Source organism: Roseovarius sp. JB2-10, assembly GCF_055693585.1.
Map to the genome: position 1 here is coordinate 442,005 of NZ_CM146337.1, position 17,744 is coordinate 459,748.

Below are 17,744 nucleotides of genomic sequence, written 5' to 3' on the forward strand. Positions count from 1 at the left end.
GGCAAATTCCTCACGCAACTTTATCGCGGCGGGTATCTGAGGCATCCAACGGGAATACCTTGGCCGGGTTCAACAACCATTTCGGATCAAACACATCTTTAACAGCCATCTGAATTTCGAGATCGTTTGGTGCGTACTGATCACTCATCAGATCGCGCTTTTCGATGCCCACGCCATGTTCGCCGGTCAGGCATCCCCCTACTTCGACGCATAGGCGCAGGATATCCGCGCCAAACGCTTCGCAAAGTTCCAGATCACCGGGCTTGTTGGCATCAAAAAGGATCAGCGGGTGCATATTTCCATCCCCGGCATGAAAAACGTTCCCGACATCAAGCCCGTATTCACGGCTCATTTCGCCAATGCGTTTGAGCACATAGGGCAATTGGCTGACAGGGATCGTGCCATCAAGGCACATGTAATCATTGATCTGCCCCATCGCACCGAAAGCGGATTTTCGACCCAGCCATATTTTGGCGCTTTCATCGGCGGATTTGCTTTCGCGCAGCTCGACCGGATCATGGGATTGTGCAATGCGGACAATCGTTTCCAACTGCTCATCGATCTCGGCATCACTGCCTTCAACCTCGACAATCAGCAGCGCTTCGCAATCCGGGTAGCCCGCACCCGCAAACGCTTCAGTTGCCCGAATGCATGGCCTGTCCATGAATTCGATCGCAACTGGCAACACACCCGCCTTGATGATGTCACTGACACAGGCCCCAGCCACTTCGTTGCTATCAAACCCGATCAATACAGGGCGCGCGCCTTCGGGTTTGCGCAAGATACGCAACGTTGCCTCTGTCACGACGCCCAACTGCCCCTCAGAGCCGCAGATAAGCCCCAAAAGGTCGAGGCCTTCCGCATCCAGAAACGCACCACCAATTTCGGTGATTGTGCCATCCATCAGAACCATCGTGACGCCCATTAGGTTGTTCGTCGTCACACCGTATTTCAGGCAATGCGCGCCCCCGGAGTTCATCGCGATATTGCCGGCAATGGCGCACGCCAATTGGCTCGACGGGTCAGGCGCGTAGAAAAAACCTTCGGCCTCAACGGCGCCCGTTACGCTCAGGTTCGTCCGACCGGTCTGCACGCGAATGAAGCGGTTATCATAGTCGGTTTCCAACACATCGTTGAGCCGCGCCACACCCAGTATGACACTGTCCGCCGTTGGCAACGCGCCCCCGGCCAAAGACGTGCCCGAACCGCGCGGGACAACCGGAACACCCATGTCATGGCAAATCCGGAGCGCATCCGAAACTTCTTGGGTCGAGGATGGCAAAATCGCCAGAAGCGGCGGGCACTTATACGCGGTCAGCGCGTCGCACTCATACACCCGCGTTTCGCTTTCCTCCGAAATGATCGCATCTTCCGGCAAAACCGCCTTCAAACGCTCGATCAACTCGTCCTTGCGCACGAGGATCAGCGGGTTCGGCGTTGGCATTTCCATTTTTGCAATCCTTTCAATTGGTAATATTTTATAACCAATTTTGCGCTATGGCAAGTCAAACCTCAACGCGCTATGGCTCCAATATGGATATATTCGACGGTCTCGCTCACTTTACCACACTCGACTATGTCGCGTTGGCAATGCTTGTCAGCGGATGGTTGTTTATTGGCTATATGATTGAAAACGAGTTTAAAAACATGAAGTCCGTCAGCATTCTGATGATGGGCTACCGGCGCGCGTGGATGGAACACATGATCGACCGCGAGCCGCGCGTTTTCGATGCGCAAATCCTTGCCATGATCCGCCAAGGGACGTCGTTCTTCGCGTCCGCCACGATGATTGCCATCGGTGGTTGCCTCGCTCTTCTGGGTAATACGGAACGCCTGATGGGCATTGCTGAGGATCTGACACTCGCCGAAGACCCAACAATTGTATGGGAACTTAAAGTGTTGGTCATGCTTGGTTTTCTGGCCAATGCCTTGTTCAAATTTGTGTGGGCCAACCGGCTCTTTGGGTATTGCGCCGTGCTGATGGGATCCGTGCCAAATGATGGAAATGATCCACGTGCCCTGATCCGGGCCAATAAGGCCGCAGAAATCAACATTTCCGGGGCCCGCAGCTTCAATCGCGGATTGCGGTCGATCTATTTTGCGCTCGCGGCAAGCGCCTGGCTTCTGGGCGGGCCCGCTTTGATATTTGCGTCGGCCATGACCTGCCTTGTTCTGTTTCGCCGGGAATTCGCGTCGCGGTCCAAGGAAATTTTGCTGCAGCCCGAGCATAACGACGCTGACACACAGACGTGATTCGAGTTATTAACGTGCCACGGTAAGGTGACGCTCATGAACAGATTTGCAGTTACACTGATCACATCACTTCTGGCCACGCCCCTCTGGGCCGATGTTGCCGTGGTGAAAGACGTCAACATCACCAAAACCGGAATGGTTTGGCGTGTCGATGTCACATTGGAACATCCGGATACGGGGTGGGACCACTATGCGGATGGCTGGGAAGTGCTGGATAAGGATGGCAATCGCCTGGCCTATCGCAAGTTGCTGCACCCGCATGTGAATGAGCAACCTTTTACCCGCTCACTAAACGGCGTTGTCTTTCCGGATGGCACCCGCGAAGTATTCGTGCGCGCCAGTTGTACAGCAGATGGATGGGCTGGTGAGCCGGTCCGGGTTGAACTCAAACCCTGATCCAACATCCTCCAAAACAGCTCCGAACAACACGCATCGCTTCGCATTGCCGCATCATTGGGATATGCGTCTTGCACGACGTCCCAATTGCGAGCTCCGACCATGCCGACCCTGCCTGATTTTCGTCTGGAAACACATTTCTCCAAGTGGGAATTCAAAGCGCGGTATCACCTGACAGCCTCGGATGCGCAAAGCGTGTCGCTGCGCGACTTGCTCGCCTTGGCAACACCCGAGGAGCGGGCTGAATTCGACGACATGTGGTTGGGTTACACGGAAACATTCGGCGCACCCGATCTACGCGATGCAATTGCAGGCACATATGTATCGCAATCGGCCGCGGATATATTGTGTTTTGCAGGCGCAAGCGAGGGGATTTTTGCTGCCAACAATGTCATTCTGGACCAAGACAGCCATGCCATTGTTGTCACGCCCAATTACCAGTCACACGAAACACTGCCCCTGGCGATCTGCGACGCAACCGGCGTGCCGCTTGATCCCGATGACAACTGGTCTTTGGACATCGACCGCGTGGCTGATGCGATCAGGCCAAACACGCGTCTGGTCACCATCAATTTTCCCCATAACCCGACCGGTACGATTTTGCCGCTGGAGCGTTATACCGCATTGATCAATCTGTGCAGACATCACGGCATCTACATTCTGCATGATGAGATATTCAACGGCCTGGGTCCCACCGGCACCAAACATCTGCCGTACATTGCAGATGTATATGAGCGTGGCCTTTCCTTGGGCGTGATGTCCAAGTCCTATGGCTTGCCCGGCCTGCGCATCGGCTGGATCGCCTGTCAGGACCCGACAATCCTGTCACGCATGGAGCGGATGAAACACTACCTGTCGATCTGCAATTCGGGACCGAGCGAGCGCCTAACCAAGATCGCTCTGACACATCGCGCCACGCTGTTGGCGCGCAATTGCGCCATTGTCGATGAGAACCTACCGAAATGGGAGGCTTTTTTCGCCCGCCATAGCGAGCTCTTCGACTGGAAGAGGCCGGACGGATCCTGCATGGCGTTTCCGCGCTACAAGGGTCCTGAAGGTGTTGAAGCCTTTGCCGCGGCGTTAGTGGAAGAAAGCGGTGTTCTGGTTCTGCCCAGCACGATCTATACCTCAGAACTGGGCCCGACACCGCAAGACCGGTTCCGCATTGGCTTGGGTCGTACAGGTCTGGATGAAGGCCTTGCAGCGTTGGACGCACATTTGATGAAAAACAAAGCGACGTAGAAAGCGATGGCGCCAACAGCCCGGCTCAGCGTCGCCCTTCGCGCAGCCAACCTGCAATGATGAACCCCGAGGCCAGCAGCAAGACCAGCCAGGCCGGCATCAAGGGCAATTGTGTGACCGAGCGTGTTTCATAGGCCCCGCGCGGTGTGATCCCGATCCAGTCACGCCCCGCCGCCGGGCGCCCTGCCCGCACAGCGCGAATGCGCGGGATACCGTCGCTCAGAGCCTGCGCGCCCCCGCCTGTGGGTTCGATCATCGGCATCAGCGCGTCGGTACTGGCAATGGTTTCCTCAAACTCAACAGGGGCCGCAGGACCCAGACCGATGACCGCAGACTGGTCACCATTGCTCAACCGGTAAAGTCCAATTTCAGGACCATCATAAATCGCTTCAAACTGACCCGGCGAGACTTCTTCCAATGGCACCTCGACAACTTCGCCACCCGGGGTCTCAATGGTGACGTCACTCACATCTTCTTCCAGCGATCGGCGGGTGATGCGCATGGTTTGACCCGTGGCCTCGGCCCATAGCGCCTCTTCCTCAAGCTCCGGTTCTTTCATCATCCAGTGCGCCAGACGCCGCAGCAGTTCCAGCTGTGGACCACCACCCTCATATCCCCGATGCCAGAGCCACGCGTGATCCGATGCCAAAAGCGCCACGCGCCCTTCGCCCACACGGTCCAGTACCAGCAATGGCCGTTCATCTGCGCCGGACATCACCACCTGCCCAGTTTCCGCTTCCAGTTCAATCTGGCGCAACCAACTGCCCCATTCATCCCCTTCGACCGGCTGCAGACCTGCAGTCACCGGATGGCGCAACCCAAGCTCCGTCACTTCGGGGCGGAACCGCTGCTCCAGCACGCGCGCCGTTGGTCGGGCAGGCACAATGGTTTCGATCGGCGTCCGGTAGATACTGTCCGCACTGGCGAAATCAGGACCGGCGGCAATCAACATGGCACCGCCCGCCTCGACATAGTTGCGCACGTTATCAAGGTAGATCGATGGCAAAATGCCACGCCGTTTGTAGCGGTCAAAAATGATCAGGTCGAAATCATCGATCTTTTCCAGAAAAAGCTCCCGCGTTGGAAAGGCAATCAACGACAATTCCCGCACCGGCACACCGTCCTGCTTTTCCGGCGGTCGCAGAATGGTGAAATGGACCAAATCAACCGAACTGTCCGATTTCAGCAGGTTGCGCCACGTGCGCCCGCCGGGATGCGGCTCACCCGACACGAGGAGCACACGCAAACGGTCGCGCACGCCGTTTATCTGGATCAGAGCGGTATTGTTCCGGTCTGTCAGCTCTCCGGGGACGGCTGGTGTGGTAAACTGCAATACGTTGCGGCCCCCGTGGGGCAGCGTGACGGGAAGTGTGATCTCTTCCCCGAGGGCCACGTTGAAACGCTGAGGTTCTTCGCCATCAACTGAGATATCAATTGGCACTGACGTGCTGTCGCCCGGCGCAGCGCCCACATCTTCGATGGTCAATGTCATCGTGACTTCTTCGCCCAAAATGGCAAAGGCCGGCGCGTTTTTGATGGTCAGACGGCGGTCCCAATCGGCATCTCGGCCGGTGTGCAGCAAATGCAGCGGGGCGGGCATATCCGGTGTGCGATCCAAATCATGCAGGCGGCCATCCGACAGCAGAATTGCCCCGGCAATCCGCCCGCGCGGTTCTTCTGCCATGGCTTCGGACAGGGTAGACATCAGTTGTGTACCGGCGTTGTCCTCAGCATCGGGAACAGTGACACGGCGTACTTCGGTGTTGTCCCGCGCATCCAGGCGGGCCGCAAGCGCATCTGCTGCTTCCTTGGTGCGTTCTGCGCGATCGCCCAGTTTTTGGCTGGCACTTTCATCTTCGACCAACAGTACGATATCGCTGAGCGGTTCACGGTCTTCCTGCTGGTAAACCGGACCCGCCAGAGCCGCCAGCACAACCAGTCCGGCAAGTGCCCTCAAGGCCCATCCGGACAAGCCACGCCATACCGCGAGCGCAATGCCTGCCATGACCATCACCGCAAGGATTGCAATCACGCCCAACGGCAGAAGCGGATCAAAAACGAGGGTTGAGGTCATTGGCCCAACCTTTGCAGAAGCGCGGGCACATGTACCTGATCGGATTTATAGTTACCGGTCAGCACGTGCATCACCAGGTTCACGCCAAAGCGGTAGGCCAATTCGCGTTGGCGTTCACCTGCAAAGCCACGCCCAACGGGAAAGAGCGGATTGAACCGTTCATCCATGGCCCAGGCCGCCGCCCAGTCATTGCCGCCAATCACCACCGGCGTCACGCCGTCGTTGAGATTGCGAAACGGCATGCCTTCGATTTTTTCGGCATCAGGAGGTGCGGCCTCAACCCAAACCGACCGCCCCATGTGGCGACCCGGAAAATCCTGCAAAAGGTAGAAGGTGCGTGTCAGAACATGGTCTTCCGGCAGTTGTTCCAGCGGCGGAATGTCCAGTGGTGCCGCCAGCTGCTTCAGTTTTGCGCCATTCGGTGACGACGCGCCGAACCCCGCCACATTGGCGTCGCGCGTGTCAAAAAGGATCATGCCGCCGGTACGAAGATAGGTGTTCAGCTTGGCATAGGCATCGGCAGACGGCGTCGGCTGATCCGGTGTGACCGGCCAGTAGAGCATCGGGTAGAAGCCAAGTTCATCCGTCTCAAGATCAATCCCAATCGGCGTCGCAGGTTCGACCGAAGTCCGGAAAAACAGCGTTTGACCCAGCCCGAAGAGACCCGCGCGGGCCGCATTGTCCAAGGCGGCATCGCCGGTGATGATATGCGCAAGAACGACCTCAGACGTGGCCTCAAGTGCGCGATCTTCGGTGGATTGCGCCTGACCGACATCAGGTGTGATCATCAGCGCACCAAGCAAAACTAGTGCTGCGCGGGCCGGGAGCAATCTGCCGGACAACATCAGCGACGCAAGGATATCTGCGGTCAGCAACAAGAGGGCCAGCGCCAGAAGCCACCCTCCCAATGGCGCCTCTACCGGACGCACGAGACCCGACACAGGCACCCGTTGGGGCCAGGTTGCGGCGGTCAATTCTGTGTCTTCGGTAACAACGTTACGCGCCAATCGCCGATCAGGACCTTCGTAAAGGCCCGGACGCAGATCAGGGCCCAAACGATCTGTCACCAGACGATCCCCAGGCACACCCGGCAACGTGCCCGCGTCAACCAGTTTACCAAACCCATCCAGCACCTGCACAGGTGTCCAGATCGTTCCTTCCAGATCCTTGGCATCGGGTGTGGTGAGCGCAGAGGACACGGCAAGCCGTTCGAGCATCTGCACGAACAAGCCGGACAACGGCAGCGAAGACCATTCTGCATTGGCCGTTACGTGGAATAGTACGACCTGACCATCCTCGATCCGCTTGCGGGTGACCAAGGGTGTACCATCCGTGAGCTGCGCTATGACTCGGTCGGCCAATGTGGGGTCCGGCTGTGCCATCACCTGCGCGCTGACTGTAACATCGGGCGGAATGCTTAGACCGTTAAATGGGCTGTTTTCAGAAAACGGCGCCAATGCCTTGGGTTCACCCCAACTCATTGCCCCGCCCACCATGCGGCCACCCACGCGCAGGCGAACCGGCATCAACGGCGCTTCGGTATCACGGGACACATCACTGGCCGCAAGCCGCGGCCCGGCGAAGCGCAAGAGCATTCCGCCTTTGGAGGTCCAGTCCAGCAAGGCGGTCTGTTCCGCATCCGACAGCGTGGCCACATCGGCGAGCGCGATGACATCCGGATTTGCGGGCAGGATATCCATCAACGAACCATCCAGAATGTCGGCCGTGGGCTGCAGCGCCTGCGCCAGATAATGCAACGGCGACAAAAGCTCGAGCCCCTCGCGATCTTCACGCCCGGCAATCAGGGCGACTTCGCGCCGCTTCAGACTATCATCCGTAAGGCTAATGGCACCCGCATGGTCCTGCCCGGCGATCTCAAAATGCGTCAGACGTGCGCGCAGTTCCGCCGGTAAAGACAGCTCACCCGTGGCCGTCGTGTCACCTGCAGCGAACTGCATCGGCAGGCTTGCCAGAACACGCGGCACACCCGATGGGTCACGGCCATGCGCCTCTACAATGATATCCCGAGCCCCCAGAGCGGCAACGCGCCGCGCGGATAATTGCACAATTCCTTCGCTCATCTGCGCGGGCTGCAAGGCCAACACCGGACGCGGGCTTTGATAAATACTGACAGGCCCTCGCGCCTCAAACGCCTCAAGCAAAGCCGTGTGGCTTTCATGCGCCAACCCATCGGAGAACCAACGGGTTTCAAACCCCTCATCGCCAAGCTGGGAAATGACGGTTTGGGCGCCCTCATCGGTGATGGTCCAGGGCAACGGCTCAAGACCAGACAAACGGCTGCGCCACGCCTCCGCAGATTGGAAAACCGGGGCTTCCGGATCGCTTAACTGCATTACCGCAACGGGACGGGATTTTCGCCCCGCTTCCGCCAGCATGCCATCCAGCAATTCTTTTTGCGCAGGCCAGTCGCGCGCGCTGGCCCAACTGCCATCCAGCGCAATGAGCAGCGGCCCCGTGTCATCTTGCGCGGCGCGGTCTTCGGGGTTCAGAACAGGGCCGGCCAAACCGATGATCACAGCAGCCACCGCCAACATGCGCAACAGCAAAAGCCACCACGGCGTGCGATCTGTGACGCTGTCATCATCTCTAAGCCCTAAAAGCAAGACGACGCCCGGGAACATCCGGCGCACAGGTGCTGGCGGAACAGCCCGCAGGATCAACCAAAGGATTGGCAAGGCAGCAAGGGCAACAAGCAACCAGGGCACAGTAAATCCGATGGGGCCCAGGATCATCGCAGATGCCCCCGTTCAAAGGCGCGATAAAGCCACAGCAGCGCTGATTGCGCACTGTCGGACGTGTGATGGCACTGGTATTGCCAACCCGTCGCCAATGCCAGCACGGATAGTTCATCTTTGCGGGCCGCCAGCCGTTCCAAATACCGGTCCCGCAATTCATTGGCCTTGAGTGTTTCATGCGCCACCGTGCCGCCAACGCTCTCGAAAATTGTTCGGCCGCGATAAGGAAATGCTTCCTCGGCCGGGTCCAGAACCTGCAGGATGATGCCCTGAATGCCCCGGTCCGTGGCCTCTGTTACCGCGGCGCGAATGGGTTCGATATCGCCCATGAAATCCGACAGAAAGAGCGCGCGACCATGCGCCATCAACCCGTCCGTGTTCGGTGCGGCATAGTCATCCGAGCCATCCTGTTCCAGTGCCTCGGTCAGCCGCCTGATCTGCGTTTCTCCGCGGCGGGGCGGCAGGGTGCCGCCAGTCATCCCCACCCGTTCGCCGGCCCTTAACAAGAGAATGGACACCGCCAGCGCCAAAACCCGCGCCCGGTCAGACTTGTGCGGCAGCTTATCATCCGAGGAAAAGCGCATGGATGCTGCATTGTCGACCCAAAGCATCACGCTTTGCGCAATCTGCCATTCCCGCTGACGAACAAATTGCATGTCGCTGCGGGCGGAGCGCCGCCAGTCTATTGTGCGCCGCGCATCACCGGGCTGCACCGGACGGTATTGCCAAAAGTCATCGCCCAGACCTGAGCGCCGACGCCCGTGTTCGCCCAGCAGAACCGTGCCTGCCAGATGCTCCGCCCGTGCCAACAGAGCCGGCAGGCGCGCGGCCTCGGCTTCTGCCCGACTACGAAGGGGAGCGTGTTCTGTCACGCCGCAGCCTCGCTCCGGGTCAGCGCGGACACTGTTGTGTTGATCAAATCGCCAAGCGTATCGCCACGCGCACGGGCGGCAAAATTCAATGCCATGCGGTGGCTGAGAACCGGTTGCGCCATTGCAGCAACGTCATCCACATCGGGCACCAAACGACCCTGCAGCATGGCACGTGCGCGCACCGTAAGCATAAGCGCCTGTGCTGCCCGGGGGCCCGGCCCCCAAGCAACGGAGTTGCGAACCGATTCACTGGCCGTGCTGTCCTCGGGCCGGAACGCACGGACCAAATCAAGAATGACCTCCATCACCTGCTCACCAACCGGCATCCGGCGCAAAAGGTTCTGTGCATCAATCAGCTCATCTGCGGTAAAGACCTGATGCGCTTCTTCTTCGGTAGCCCCTGTTGTCGCGATCAGGATGTCGCGTTCCGTATCCCGATCGGGATGGGGCACGTCTATCTGCACCAGGAACCGGTCCAACTGCGCCTCAGGGAGCGGATATGTGCCCTCCTGCTCAATCGGGTTTTGCGTGGCCAGCACGTGGAAAGGCGGATCAAGCGGGCGATCCTGCCCTGCAACGGTGACCTGCCGCTCTTGCATCGCCTGCAGCAGAGCGGATTGCGTGCGCGGACTGGCCCGGTTGATCTCATCCGCCATCAGGAGTTGGCAAAAAATTGGTCCGGGGATGAATTTAAAGGCCCGGCTGCCATCACTGCCGGTTTCAAGCACCTCTGAGCCCAGAATATCAGCGGGCATCAGGTCGGGCGTGAACTGAATTCGATTGCCATTGAGACCCATCACAACGCTCAAGGTTTCCACAAGTCGGGTTTTACCCAGGCCAGGCAGTCCGATCAGCAGCCCGTGACCGCCGCACAAAAGCGCCGTAAGCGACAGATCAACCACTTGTTCCTGACCAATAAATCGCCGTGTGATCGACGCCCGCGCTTTGGCCAGTTTTTCTTCCAGCGCTTCGATACCTGCCAGCAGATCGGCGTCATCACTCATGGCAAAACTCCTGTTGCACCTATATTGTCAACTTAGAGTGTATAGCTATGGGCAGAAATGGCAAAAGCAATGAGCAAAGAAAACCTCACAACACCGTCAGCAGAAGGGATCGCCGCCTCGGCGCGCGCGATCCATGATGCTGACAAGGGATTGCCGCCTGTGCATACTTGGAACCCGCCTTTTTGCGGCGATCTGGACATGCGCATTGCCCGAGACGGGACGTGGTTTTATCAAGGCACACCGATTACCCGACCTGGGTTGGTGCGCCTCTTTTCGACCATCCTGCGTCGTGACGGCGAGAAATACTTCCTCGTGACACCCGTCGAGAAGGTCGGAGTCACCGTTGATGACGCGCCTTTTGTAGCCATCGATTTCGACGTATCCGGACAAGGTGCAGCACAGCAAATTGTATTTGAAACGAATGTCGGCGATGTCGCCCGTGCCAACGCGAAAAATCCGATACGGGTCGAACGCGACCCCAATACGGGAGAACCGGCGCCCTATGTGTTGGTGCGCGCCAATCTCGAAGCTTTGATTGATCGCAAAAGTTTCTACCGGCTGGTTGATATCGGATGCCATCATGACGGTTGGTTCGGGCTTTGGTCTGGCGGTACGTTTTTCCAGGTCATCCCGTCGGATGAAGTGTTGGAGGCCTGAAAGCTATGGCAAAACCTTTGGCGATCATCGTTGGCGTGGGGGACGGGGTCTCTGCATCTTTGGCGCAGGTGTTGGCGGATGGCGGGTATGAGTTGGTTCTGGCCGCACGCAATGTTGCCAAAATCCAAGATCTTGCCGCCCGGACCAATGCCGAAACCGTTGCCATGGACGCCGCTGATCCTGCCGCCGTGGCACGGCTTTTTAAGGGGCGCGCCCCGCGTGTTACGATTTACAATCCGTCGGCGCGGGTCCGAGGCGCTATCGCTGATCTCGACCCACAGGCGGTGCATGATGCGGTCGAAGTGACAGCTTTTGGGGCCTTTCTGACCGGGCAAGCCGCCGCCCGCGAAATGCTTGAAAACAAGGGCGATGTGCGTGGAACAATCCTCTTTACCGGCGCGTCTGCCGGGGTGAAGGGATTTGCCAATTCTGCGCCATTTGCCATGGGAAAATTCGCCCAACGCGGGCTTGCGCAAGCCATGGCGCGGGAGTTGCATCCCAAAGGCATCCATGTGGCATGGGTGAATATCGACGGTGCAATCCGGAACCCGGGGCGGACCGAACCCGCGGATCAACCCGACAGCATGCTGTGCCCGGATGCCATTGCGCGCGCCTATCTGGCTCTGATTGAGCAGGATCGATCCGCATGGAGCGACGAACTGACCTTACGGCCTTGGGTGGAAACTTACTGATCCATGCCCAAGTTTTGCGCCAACCTGTCGATGCTTTTCAAAGAGCTTCCGTTTATCGAGCGGTTTGCGGCGGCCAAGGAAGCAGGCTTCAACGCGGTCGAGGTGCTCTTTCCTTATGATGAGCCGGGCCACGAGATCGCCAACGCGCTGAAGCATAATCGTTTGCAGATGGTCCTGCTGAATACGCCACCACCTAACTGGACCGGTGGCGACAGAGGCTTTGCAGCCATCCCCGGTGGTGAGGCGCGATTTCAGCACGATTTCAAACGCGCCCTGCGCTATGCAACAGCACTAAACGCCAAAATCATCCATATCATGGCCGGTGTTGCCGACGGCTCCGAGGCAGAAAAAACCTTCCTCACCAATCTGAAATGGGCCGCGGCACAGGCCCCAAAGCAACAACTGACCATTGAACCCATTAACACCGAGGACATGCCCGGCTATTTCCTTAATGATTTCGATCAGGCGCTGGACATCCTGACCCGGATCGACGCGCCCAATTTAGGTCTGCAATTTGATGCCTATCACGCACACAAAATCACAGGCGACATGCCAAAAACATGGGGGATCTGCCGCGACGCAACTGTGCATATTCAGGTAGCAGAACCAAATGGCCGACACGAACCTGCCCGGGAAACCATTGATTACCCATCCTTTTTTGCCCAGCTGGATGCTGAGGGATATGCCGGATATGTCAGCGGTGAATACACACCGCGCGGCCTGACACAGGACGGGCTGGACTGGATCAAATAGCCAAAGCCACATGGCGGAATGGTTGAAATCATCATCTGGCGCGATAGGTGATCACCTTAGATATGCAGGCAGATCAATGACAGATAACGGCCCCACAGGGCGTCCCCTTCAGGTTCCAGCCGGACGGCTTGCACGCATGACGCGGTTGGGCGTAATGGCGTCCGGTGTGGCCGGTGGCATGGCCGCAAACGGCCTGCGCCAGTTGGGACAGGGTCAAAAACCCGCCATGCGCGATCTTCTTTTGATGCCTGCCAACATCCGGCGTATCACCGAAGAATTGGCCCATATGCGCGGCGCCGCCATGAAAATGGGCCAATTGATGTCGATGGACACAGGCGACATGCTGCCGCGTGAATTGACTGATATTCTGGCACGGTTGCGCGACGACGCGCATTTCATGCCCCCGGCCCAGTTAAAGAAGGTGTTGACTGCAAACTGGCCAGACGGCTGGCTCTCCAGGTTCAAGAAATTCAATGTCCGGCCCATTGCCGCCGCATCGATCGGACAGGTGCACCGCGCGGAGCTGCATGACGGATCTGATCTGGCGATCAAAATCCAGTATCCCGGCGTGGCCAAAAGCATAGACAGTGATGTGTCGAATGTGGGGGGCCTTCTGCGGATGTCGGGCCTTATACCAAAGGGGCTCGACATCGCGCCCTACCTGACAGAAGCGCGACGGCAATTGCACGAAGAGACGGATTACGCCCGTGAGGGGCGGTACCTGAGCGAGTATGGCAAACTATTGGAGGGATCGACGGATTTTGTTGTGCCGATTTTGAATTCGGAATGGAGCACGGATGACATTCTTGCAATGTCCTTTGTTACAGGCGTCGCAATCGAAGATCTCTGCGACGGCCCGCAGGACCAACGGGACCGTGTGGCCACGCTGCTGATTGATCTGATGTTGCGCGAGCTGTTCGAATTCGAGCTAATGCAGACCGATCCGAACTTTGCCAATTATCGCTACAATCCGGAGACCGGCCGTATCGTCTTGCTGGACTTTGGTGCCGCACGCCGCATGTGTGAGAAAACAACCCTTCAATACCGCACCCTGATGCGTGCAGGGCTGATGCGCGATCAAGAAACGCTGCTGGATGCCGCATTGGACATTGGGTTTGTAGATATGCAGATGTCGCAAAACCACCGTATGCGCGTCCTGTCGATGATGCGTTTGGTTTTCGACGCGTTGGACCAGGAAGACACGTATGATTTCAGTCAAACGGATTTGTCGAAAAAGCTGCAAACTGAAGGCACAGCATTGGCGCAAGAAGGGATGATCCCGCCCACACCATCGATGGATGCGCTTTACCTTCAACGGAAATTCGGCGGCATTTTCCTGCTGGCGGCACGTCTGAAAGCCCGCGTCCCGGTGCGTGCTTTGCTGGAAAGACACCTGGCGTTGTGACCGGCGTCAAATATCCAAGACCACCTTTTGCAAGACAGCATTGAACCCTTTCAAATCCATCTCGAATTGTCTTTGCAACTGCAAAGCTCGCTCCATATCACCTCAGAACCCTGACTAACTTATTCACTAGCTTCGCCAATATCTGTGCTCATTTTATCGGCTTTTACGGCAGTATTTGGCGCGCGCGGGCACAGCAATCTTGCCACAGCGGTGTCATTTCCCCATATCCGCTGGCATGACCAATGAATTTTCCCCCTCCCGCATGACATTACGCCAACGCGCCGGCCAATTTGTTGACCGCACGCTTGTGCAAAATTTCATTCTCGGCGTGATCCTTTTCAACGCCGTAATCCTCGGTCTGGAAACCTCATCCACTGCGATGGCAACCGCAGGGCCATTGATCTTACTGCTTGACCAAATCTGCCTTGCAATCTTCGTGATCGAAATCGGCCTCAAACTCTTCGCCCGCGGCGGGCAGTTTTTCAAACGGGGTTGGAATATTTTCGACTTTGTCATCGTTGGCATATCGCTGGTTCCCGCGGCTCAGGGCCTCAGTGTTCTGCGGGCCCTGCGGATTTTGCGATTGCTCCGGGTGGTCTCCGTGGCGCCGTCATTGCGCCGCGTGGTCGAGGGGCTGGTCAATGCGTTGCCCGGGATGGGATCAGTATTTCTGCTGATGGGGCTGATTTTTTACATCGGTGCCGTCATGGCGACAAAACTGTTCGGGGCAAGCTTTCCAGAATGGTTTGGCACGCTAGGACGCTCGGGCTACTCACTGTTTCAAATCATGACGCTGGAATCCTGGTCGATGGGTATTGTTCGGCCTGTCATGGAAATCTACCCGCATGCATGGATGTTTTTTGTCCCCTTCATCATGATCACGACCTTTGCGGTGGTAAACCTTTTGGTGGGTCTGATCGTAAATTCGATGCAAGACGCGCATTCGGAAGAAGACAATGAGAAGACCGACACCTATCGCGACGAGGTTTTGACCCGTCTGTCGGACCTCGAGGCATTGATCATAGCGCAGCGCAAAGAGCGCGACGGGTCATAAAGCGCATCATTCGGGTCGCCCAACACCGTGGTTTTTGAAATCAATGGATCACTTTTACCGAACAGCCGGAGTGATCCAATGACAATCAAATTCACCGCCATGCCCACGGAAACGGCCCGGGCGTATCAAAACGGCGCGCCCGATGCCTATGGCAATCCCCCCGAACGTCAGATTGCCACAGACGGCGGGTTTCAATGCCGCCACTGTCTGACCATCATCGAACCTGGTGCCGAGATGCTCCTCGTTGCGTATCGGCCGTTTGAGGCGTTGGATGCCTATGCCGAAACCGGTCCGATCTTTATTTGCGCAGACCAGTGCACGGGATATGGCAGCCAGCACAACGTTCCCGCGACGCTCAAGGCAAGCGCCGATTACCTGGTCAAAGCCTATAGTGCGGATAATCGGATCATCTATGGTACCGGCAAGGTGATCGACGCGCAGAAATTATCTGACCGGGCAGCACATTTGTTCGAAGACCCGAACGTGGCCTATTTGCACGTCCGTTCTTCGCGCAACAACTGCTATCAGGCCCGGATCGACCGCGCGTAGCGGGCGTCAGGACGAGCGGGTCAGATTCAGGAATACATCTTCCAGATCCGCCTGCTCGGTCTTCACGTCCTGAATGCGAATACCGGCCTGCCGGATCGCATCAAAGACCGCATCAGCAGGCATCTGCGATGCGCTATACGCGATCGACAAACTGCCATCAGGGCGAGAATTGACCTCGAGGCCTGCACCTTCGGGCAGTGCGCTCACAGGGCCATCCGGCCGGATAATCAGAGTGCGCGTATCCATCTGGCCCAGCAAATTGGCGGTACTGTCGCGCACGACCAACGCCCCGTGGTTGAGAATGGCGATCTCGTCGCACATCTCTTCTGCTTCTTCCAGATAATGCGTGGTCAGGATGATGGTCATGCCCTGTTTGTTCAACCGCCGGATATTGTCCCACAGCATCTGTCGCAATTCGATATCGACGCCCGCCGTGGGTTCGTCCAGCACAAGGATATGCGGCATATGCACCAGTGCCTTGCCCAGCAGAAGCCTGCGTCGCATCCCGCCGCTCAAAGTGCGGGCATAGGCGTTGGCCTTATCGGCCAAACCGACCAACGCCAAAATCTCATCACTGCGGCGTTGCGATTTGGGCACGCCGTAAAGTCCGGCCTGTACCTCCAGCGCGTCACGGGGCGAAAAGAACGGATCAAGGTTCAATTCCTGCGGCATCACACCAATAGAGGCGCGCGATTGACGCGGGTTCACATCCTGATCAAAGCCCCAGATTTTCACCCGTCCGGATGATTTGAGCACCAGCCCGGCAAGAATGTTGATCAACGTGGATTTACCGGCCCCGTTTGGCCCAAGCAGCCCGAAAACAGACCCACGCGGAATATCCAGATCAATTGCCTTGAGCGCATGCTTTTCAGGGCTGCCTTTACGGCCGCCATAGGTTTTCGTCAGACCGCGAATTTCGATGGCACTTGTGCCCATGCTCCCTTGCCCCTGCAGTACGGATCGCTCATAGTTGGACCTAATTCAATCGCAGCCAAAAGGAAACGCCCCGATGACCACCGAGGCCCCCGAAATCAGGATCGTCCACACCTACCGCGTCAGCTGTGATGGTGGCGAAGGTGCATTGGGCCATCCGCGTGTCTGGCTGCAAATCCCGACTGATACGGGATGGGTTGAATGCCCCTATTGCGACTGCAAGATGATCCATACGGACTTCGAGGGCAAAGTCTAAGACCATGGCAACGCGGCGCGGCTTGATCCGTCTTGCCGGGTTTGCGGCACTTGTGGGTGCGGCGTATGGCGGCACGGGCCTCCTGCGGCGTTTGACAGAACCTGGGCTGGAGTTCGAACCCGTGGCCGGCGTACCCGGATTTCGCCGTATCACTGGGGGCCCCATCTCTGGCGGGGCCGCCATGATGGTTGGTATTGGCGGTACACGTTCGCAGGTGCAAATCAGCAATGCTCGGCTCTGCGATACGCTCTTTGCCGGACCGCCACGGACCAATATCGTGAACATCGCCTATTTCACAGATTACCGCTGTGTCTATTGCCGTGAGGTCAGTCCGATGCTGGCGCGGCTAGAGGCCGCGGGCGGCGTGCATGTCACGTGGCATGACCTTCCCTTGCTGGGACAAGCCTCAACACTAGGAGCGCAGGCAGCGGTGGCCGCGCGGGCTCAAGGCGCATACCAAATCTTTCATGACCGCCTGATGGGAACGCCGGTTGTTCCAACGCCACCTTTTCTGCGCGAATTGTCACAAGAAGCCGGTATCGATGCTGGCCGATTGCTGCGGGACATGTCCTCGGATGAGACGGTGCATCAGTTGGAGGTCACCGCCGCGCTTGCCAGACGATTTGGATTTATCGGAACGCCGGCTTTGGTGATCGGCCGAACCGCCGTTTTGGGGGGCATCGACGAACGCATGGTCCAGCGCTTGATCGCGGAGGAACGGGAGTTGCCCCAATCGACGGTCTGCCGCTGACGCAGCAATACATTCGGGCCAGTCCAGCAACAAGAATGCCGCATCGCAGCAACGATAGGTGACAAGCCCAGCGAAGCCGCCTATAAGGCGCGAAAAC

At 57.8% G+C, this 17,744-nt stretch carries 17 protein-coding genes; 11 read left to right on the forward strand and 6 right to left on the reverse strand.

Annotated elements, in window-relative coordinates; translation table 11 throughout:
• Positions 1 to 10 precede the first annotated feature (10 nt).
• Positions 11 to 1,450: an FAD-linked oxidase C-terminal domain-containing protein gene (locus tag ACZ1HJ_RS02165; protein ID WP_472720726.1), complete on the reverse strand. Its 1,440-nt coding sequence runs from the start codon at positions 1,448 to 1,450 to the stop codon at positions 11 to 13.
• Between the two features lie 83 nt (positions 1,451 to 1,533).
• On the opposite strand from ACZ1HJ_RS02165, the gene ACZ1HJ_RS02170 reads away from it, so the two are divergent.
• From ACZ1HJ_RS02170 to ACZ1HJ_RS02180, 3 genes are all read left to right on the forward strand, one after another.
• Positions 1,534 to 2,253, forward strand: coding sequence for a DUF599 domain-containing protein (locus ACZ1HJ_RS02170; protein ID WP_472720727.1), 720 nt, complete (start codon positions 1,534 to 1,536; stop codon positions 2,251 to 2,253).
• A 36-nt stretch (positions 2,254 to 2,289) separates the two neighbouring features.
• Positions 2,290 to 2,649, forward strand: a complete 360-nt coding sequence (locus tag ACZ1HJ_RS02175) for a hypothetical protein (protein ID WP_472720728.1) — start codon at positions 2,290 to 2,292, stop codon at positions 2,647 to 2,649.
• Between the two features lie 102 nt (positions 2,650 to 2,751).
• Positions 2,752 to 3,891 (forward strand): aminotransferase class I/II-fold pyridoxal phosphate-dependent enzyme, encoded by a 1,140-nt coding sequence (locus tag ACZ1HJ_RS02180; protein ID WP_472720729.1) that lies wholly within the window; start codon positions 2,752 to 2,754, stop codon positions 3,889 to 3,891.
• 25 nt (positions 3,892 to 3,916) lie between these two features.
• Here the strand turns inward: ACZ1HJ_RS02180 and ACZ1HJ_RS02185 are convergent, their stop codons facing one another.
• Genes ACZ1HJ_RS02185 through ACZ1HJ_RS02200 form a run of 4 tightly spaced genes read right to left on the reverse strand, consistent with a single transcriptional unit; the run spans position 3,917 to position 10,597 of the window.
• Positions 3,917 to 5,965 (reverse strand): hypothetical protein, encoded by a 2,049-nt coding sequence (locus tag ACZ1HJ_RS02185; protein ID WP_472720730.1) that lies wholly within the window; start codon positions 5,963 to 5,965, stop codon positions 3,917 to 3,919.
• Positions 5,962 to 8,718, reverse strand: coding sequence for a DUF4159 domain-containing protein (locus tag ACZ1HJ_RS02190; protein ID WP_472720731.1), 2,757 nt, complete (start codon positions 8,716 to 8,718; stop codon positions 5,962 to 5,964). The genes ACZ1HJ_RS02185 and ACZ1HJ_RS02190 overlap by 4 nt, the downstream gene beginning before the upstream one ends.
• Positions 8,715 to 9,593 carry a DUF58 domain-containing protein gene (locus ACZ1HJ_RS02195; RefSeq protein ID WP_472720732.1) on the reverse strand — a complete coding sequence of 293 codons (879 nt, stop codon included), beginning with the start codon at positions 9,591 to 9,593 and terminating at the stop codon, positions 8,715 to 8,717. The genes ACZ1HJ_RS02190 and ACZ1HJ_RS02195 overlap by 4 nt, the downstream gene beginning before the upstream one ends.
• On the reverse strand, positions 9,590 to 10,597 hold the full coding sequence (locus ACZ1HJ_RS02200; RefSeq protein WP_472720733.1) for an AAA family ATPase: 1,008 nt from the start codon (positions 10,595 to 10,597) through the stop codon (positions 9,590 to 9,592). Before ACZ1HJ_RS02200 ends, ACZ1HJ_RS02195 begins: the two co-directional genes overlap by 4 nt.
• A gap of 69 nt (positions 10,598 to 10,666) precedes the next feature.
• On the opposite strand from ACZ1HJ_RS02200, the gene ACZ1HJ_RS02205 reads away from it, so the two are divergent.
• The 6 genes from ACZ1HJ_RS02205 (at position 10,667) to ACZ1HJ_RS02230 (ending at position 15,707) form a co-directional block, all read left to right on the forward strand.
• Positions 10,667 to 11,254, forward strand: coding sequence for a DUF1285 domain-containing protein (locus ACZ1HJ_RS02205; protein ID WP_472720734.1), 588 nt, complete (start codon positions 10,667 to 10,669; stop codon positions 11,252 to 11,254).
• 5 nt (positions 11,255 to 11,259) lie between these two features.
• Positions 11,260 to 11,946: an SDR family NAD(P)-dependent oxidoreductase gene (locus tag ACZ1HJ_RS02210; protein ID WP_472720735.1), complete on the forward strand. Its 687-nt coding sequence runs from the start codon at positions 11,260 to 11,262 to the stop codon at positions 11,944 to 11,946.
• 3 nt (positions 11,947 to 11,949) lie between these two features.
• Positions 11,950 to 12,699 (forward strand): hydroxypyruvate isomerase family protein, encoded by a 750-nt coding sequence (locus ACZ1HJ_RS02215; protein ID WP_472720736.1) that lies wholly within the window; start codon positions 11,950 to 11,952, stop codon positions 12,697 to 12,699.
• Positions 12,700 to 12,775: 76 nt separating this feature from the next.
• Positions 12,776 to 14,104, forward strand: coding sequence for an ABC1 kinase family protein (locus ACZ1HJ_RS02220; protein WP_472720737.1), 1,329 nt, complete (start codon positions 12,776 to 12,778; stop codon positions 14,102 to 14,104).
• Between the two features lie 262 nt (positions 14,105 to 14,366).
• The gene (locus ACZ1HJ_RS02225; RefSeq protein WP_472722138.1) at positions 14,367 to 15,158 is read left to right on the forward strand and encodes an ion transporter; all 792 of its coding nucleotides are present in this window, start codon (positions 14,367 to 14,369) and stop codon (positions 15,156 to 15,158) included.
• A 78-nt stretch (positions 15,159 to 15,236) separates the two neighbouring features.
• On the forward strand, positions 15,237 to 15,707 hold the full coding sequence (locus ACZ1HJ_RS02230; protein ID WP_472720738.1) for a DUF1203 domain-containing protein: 471 nt from the start codon (positions 15,237 to 15,239) through the stop codon (positions 15,705 to 15,707).
• Between the two features lie 6 nt (positions 15,708 to 15,713).
• Here ACZ1HJ_RS02230 and ACZ1HJ_RS02235 read toward each other — a convergent pair whose 3' ends face one another.
• Positions 15,714 to 16,643 (reverse strand): ABC transporter ATP-binding protein, encoded by a 930-nt coding sequence (locus tag ACZ1HJ_RS02235; protein ID WP_472720739.1) that lies wholly within the window; start codon positions 16,641 to 16,643, stop codon positions 15,714 to 15,716.
• A 73-nt stretch (positions 16,644 to 16,716) separates the two neighbouring features.
• Between ACZ1HJ_RS02235 and ACZ1HJ_RS02240 the strand changes: the two genes are divergently transcribed.
• Both ACZ1HJ_RS02240 and ACZ1HJ_RS02245 read left to right on the forward strand, forming a co-directional pair.
• On the forward strand, positions 16,717 to 16,896 hold the full coding sequence (locus ACZ1HJ_RS02240; RefSeq protein WP_472720740.1) for a zinc-finger domain-containing protein: 180 nt from the start codon (positions 16,717 to 16,719) through the stop codon (positions 16,894 to 16,896).
• A 4-nt stretch (positions 16,897 to 16,900) separates the two neighbouring features.
• On the forward strand, positions 16,901 to 17,647 hold the full coding sequence (locus tag ACZ1HJ_RS02245; protein ID WP_472720741.1) for a DsbA family protein: 747 nt from the start codon (positions 16,901 to 16,903) through the stop codon (positions 17,645 to 17,647).
• The last annotated feature ends 97 nt before the right edge of the window (positions 17,648 to 17,744 follow it).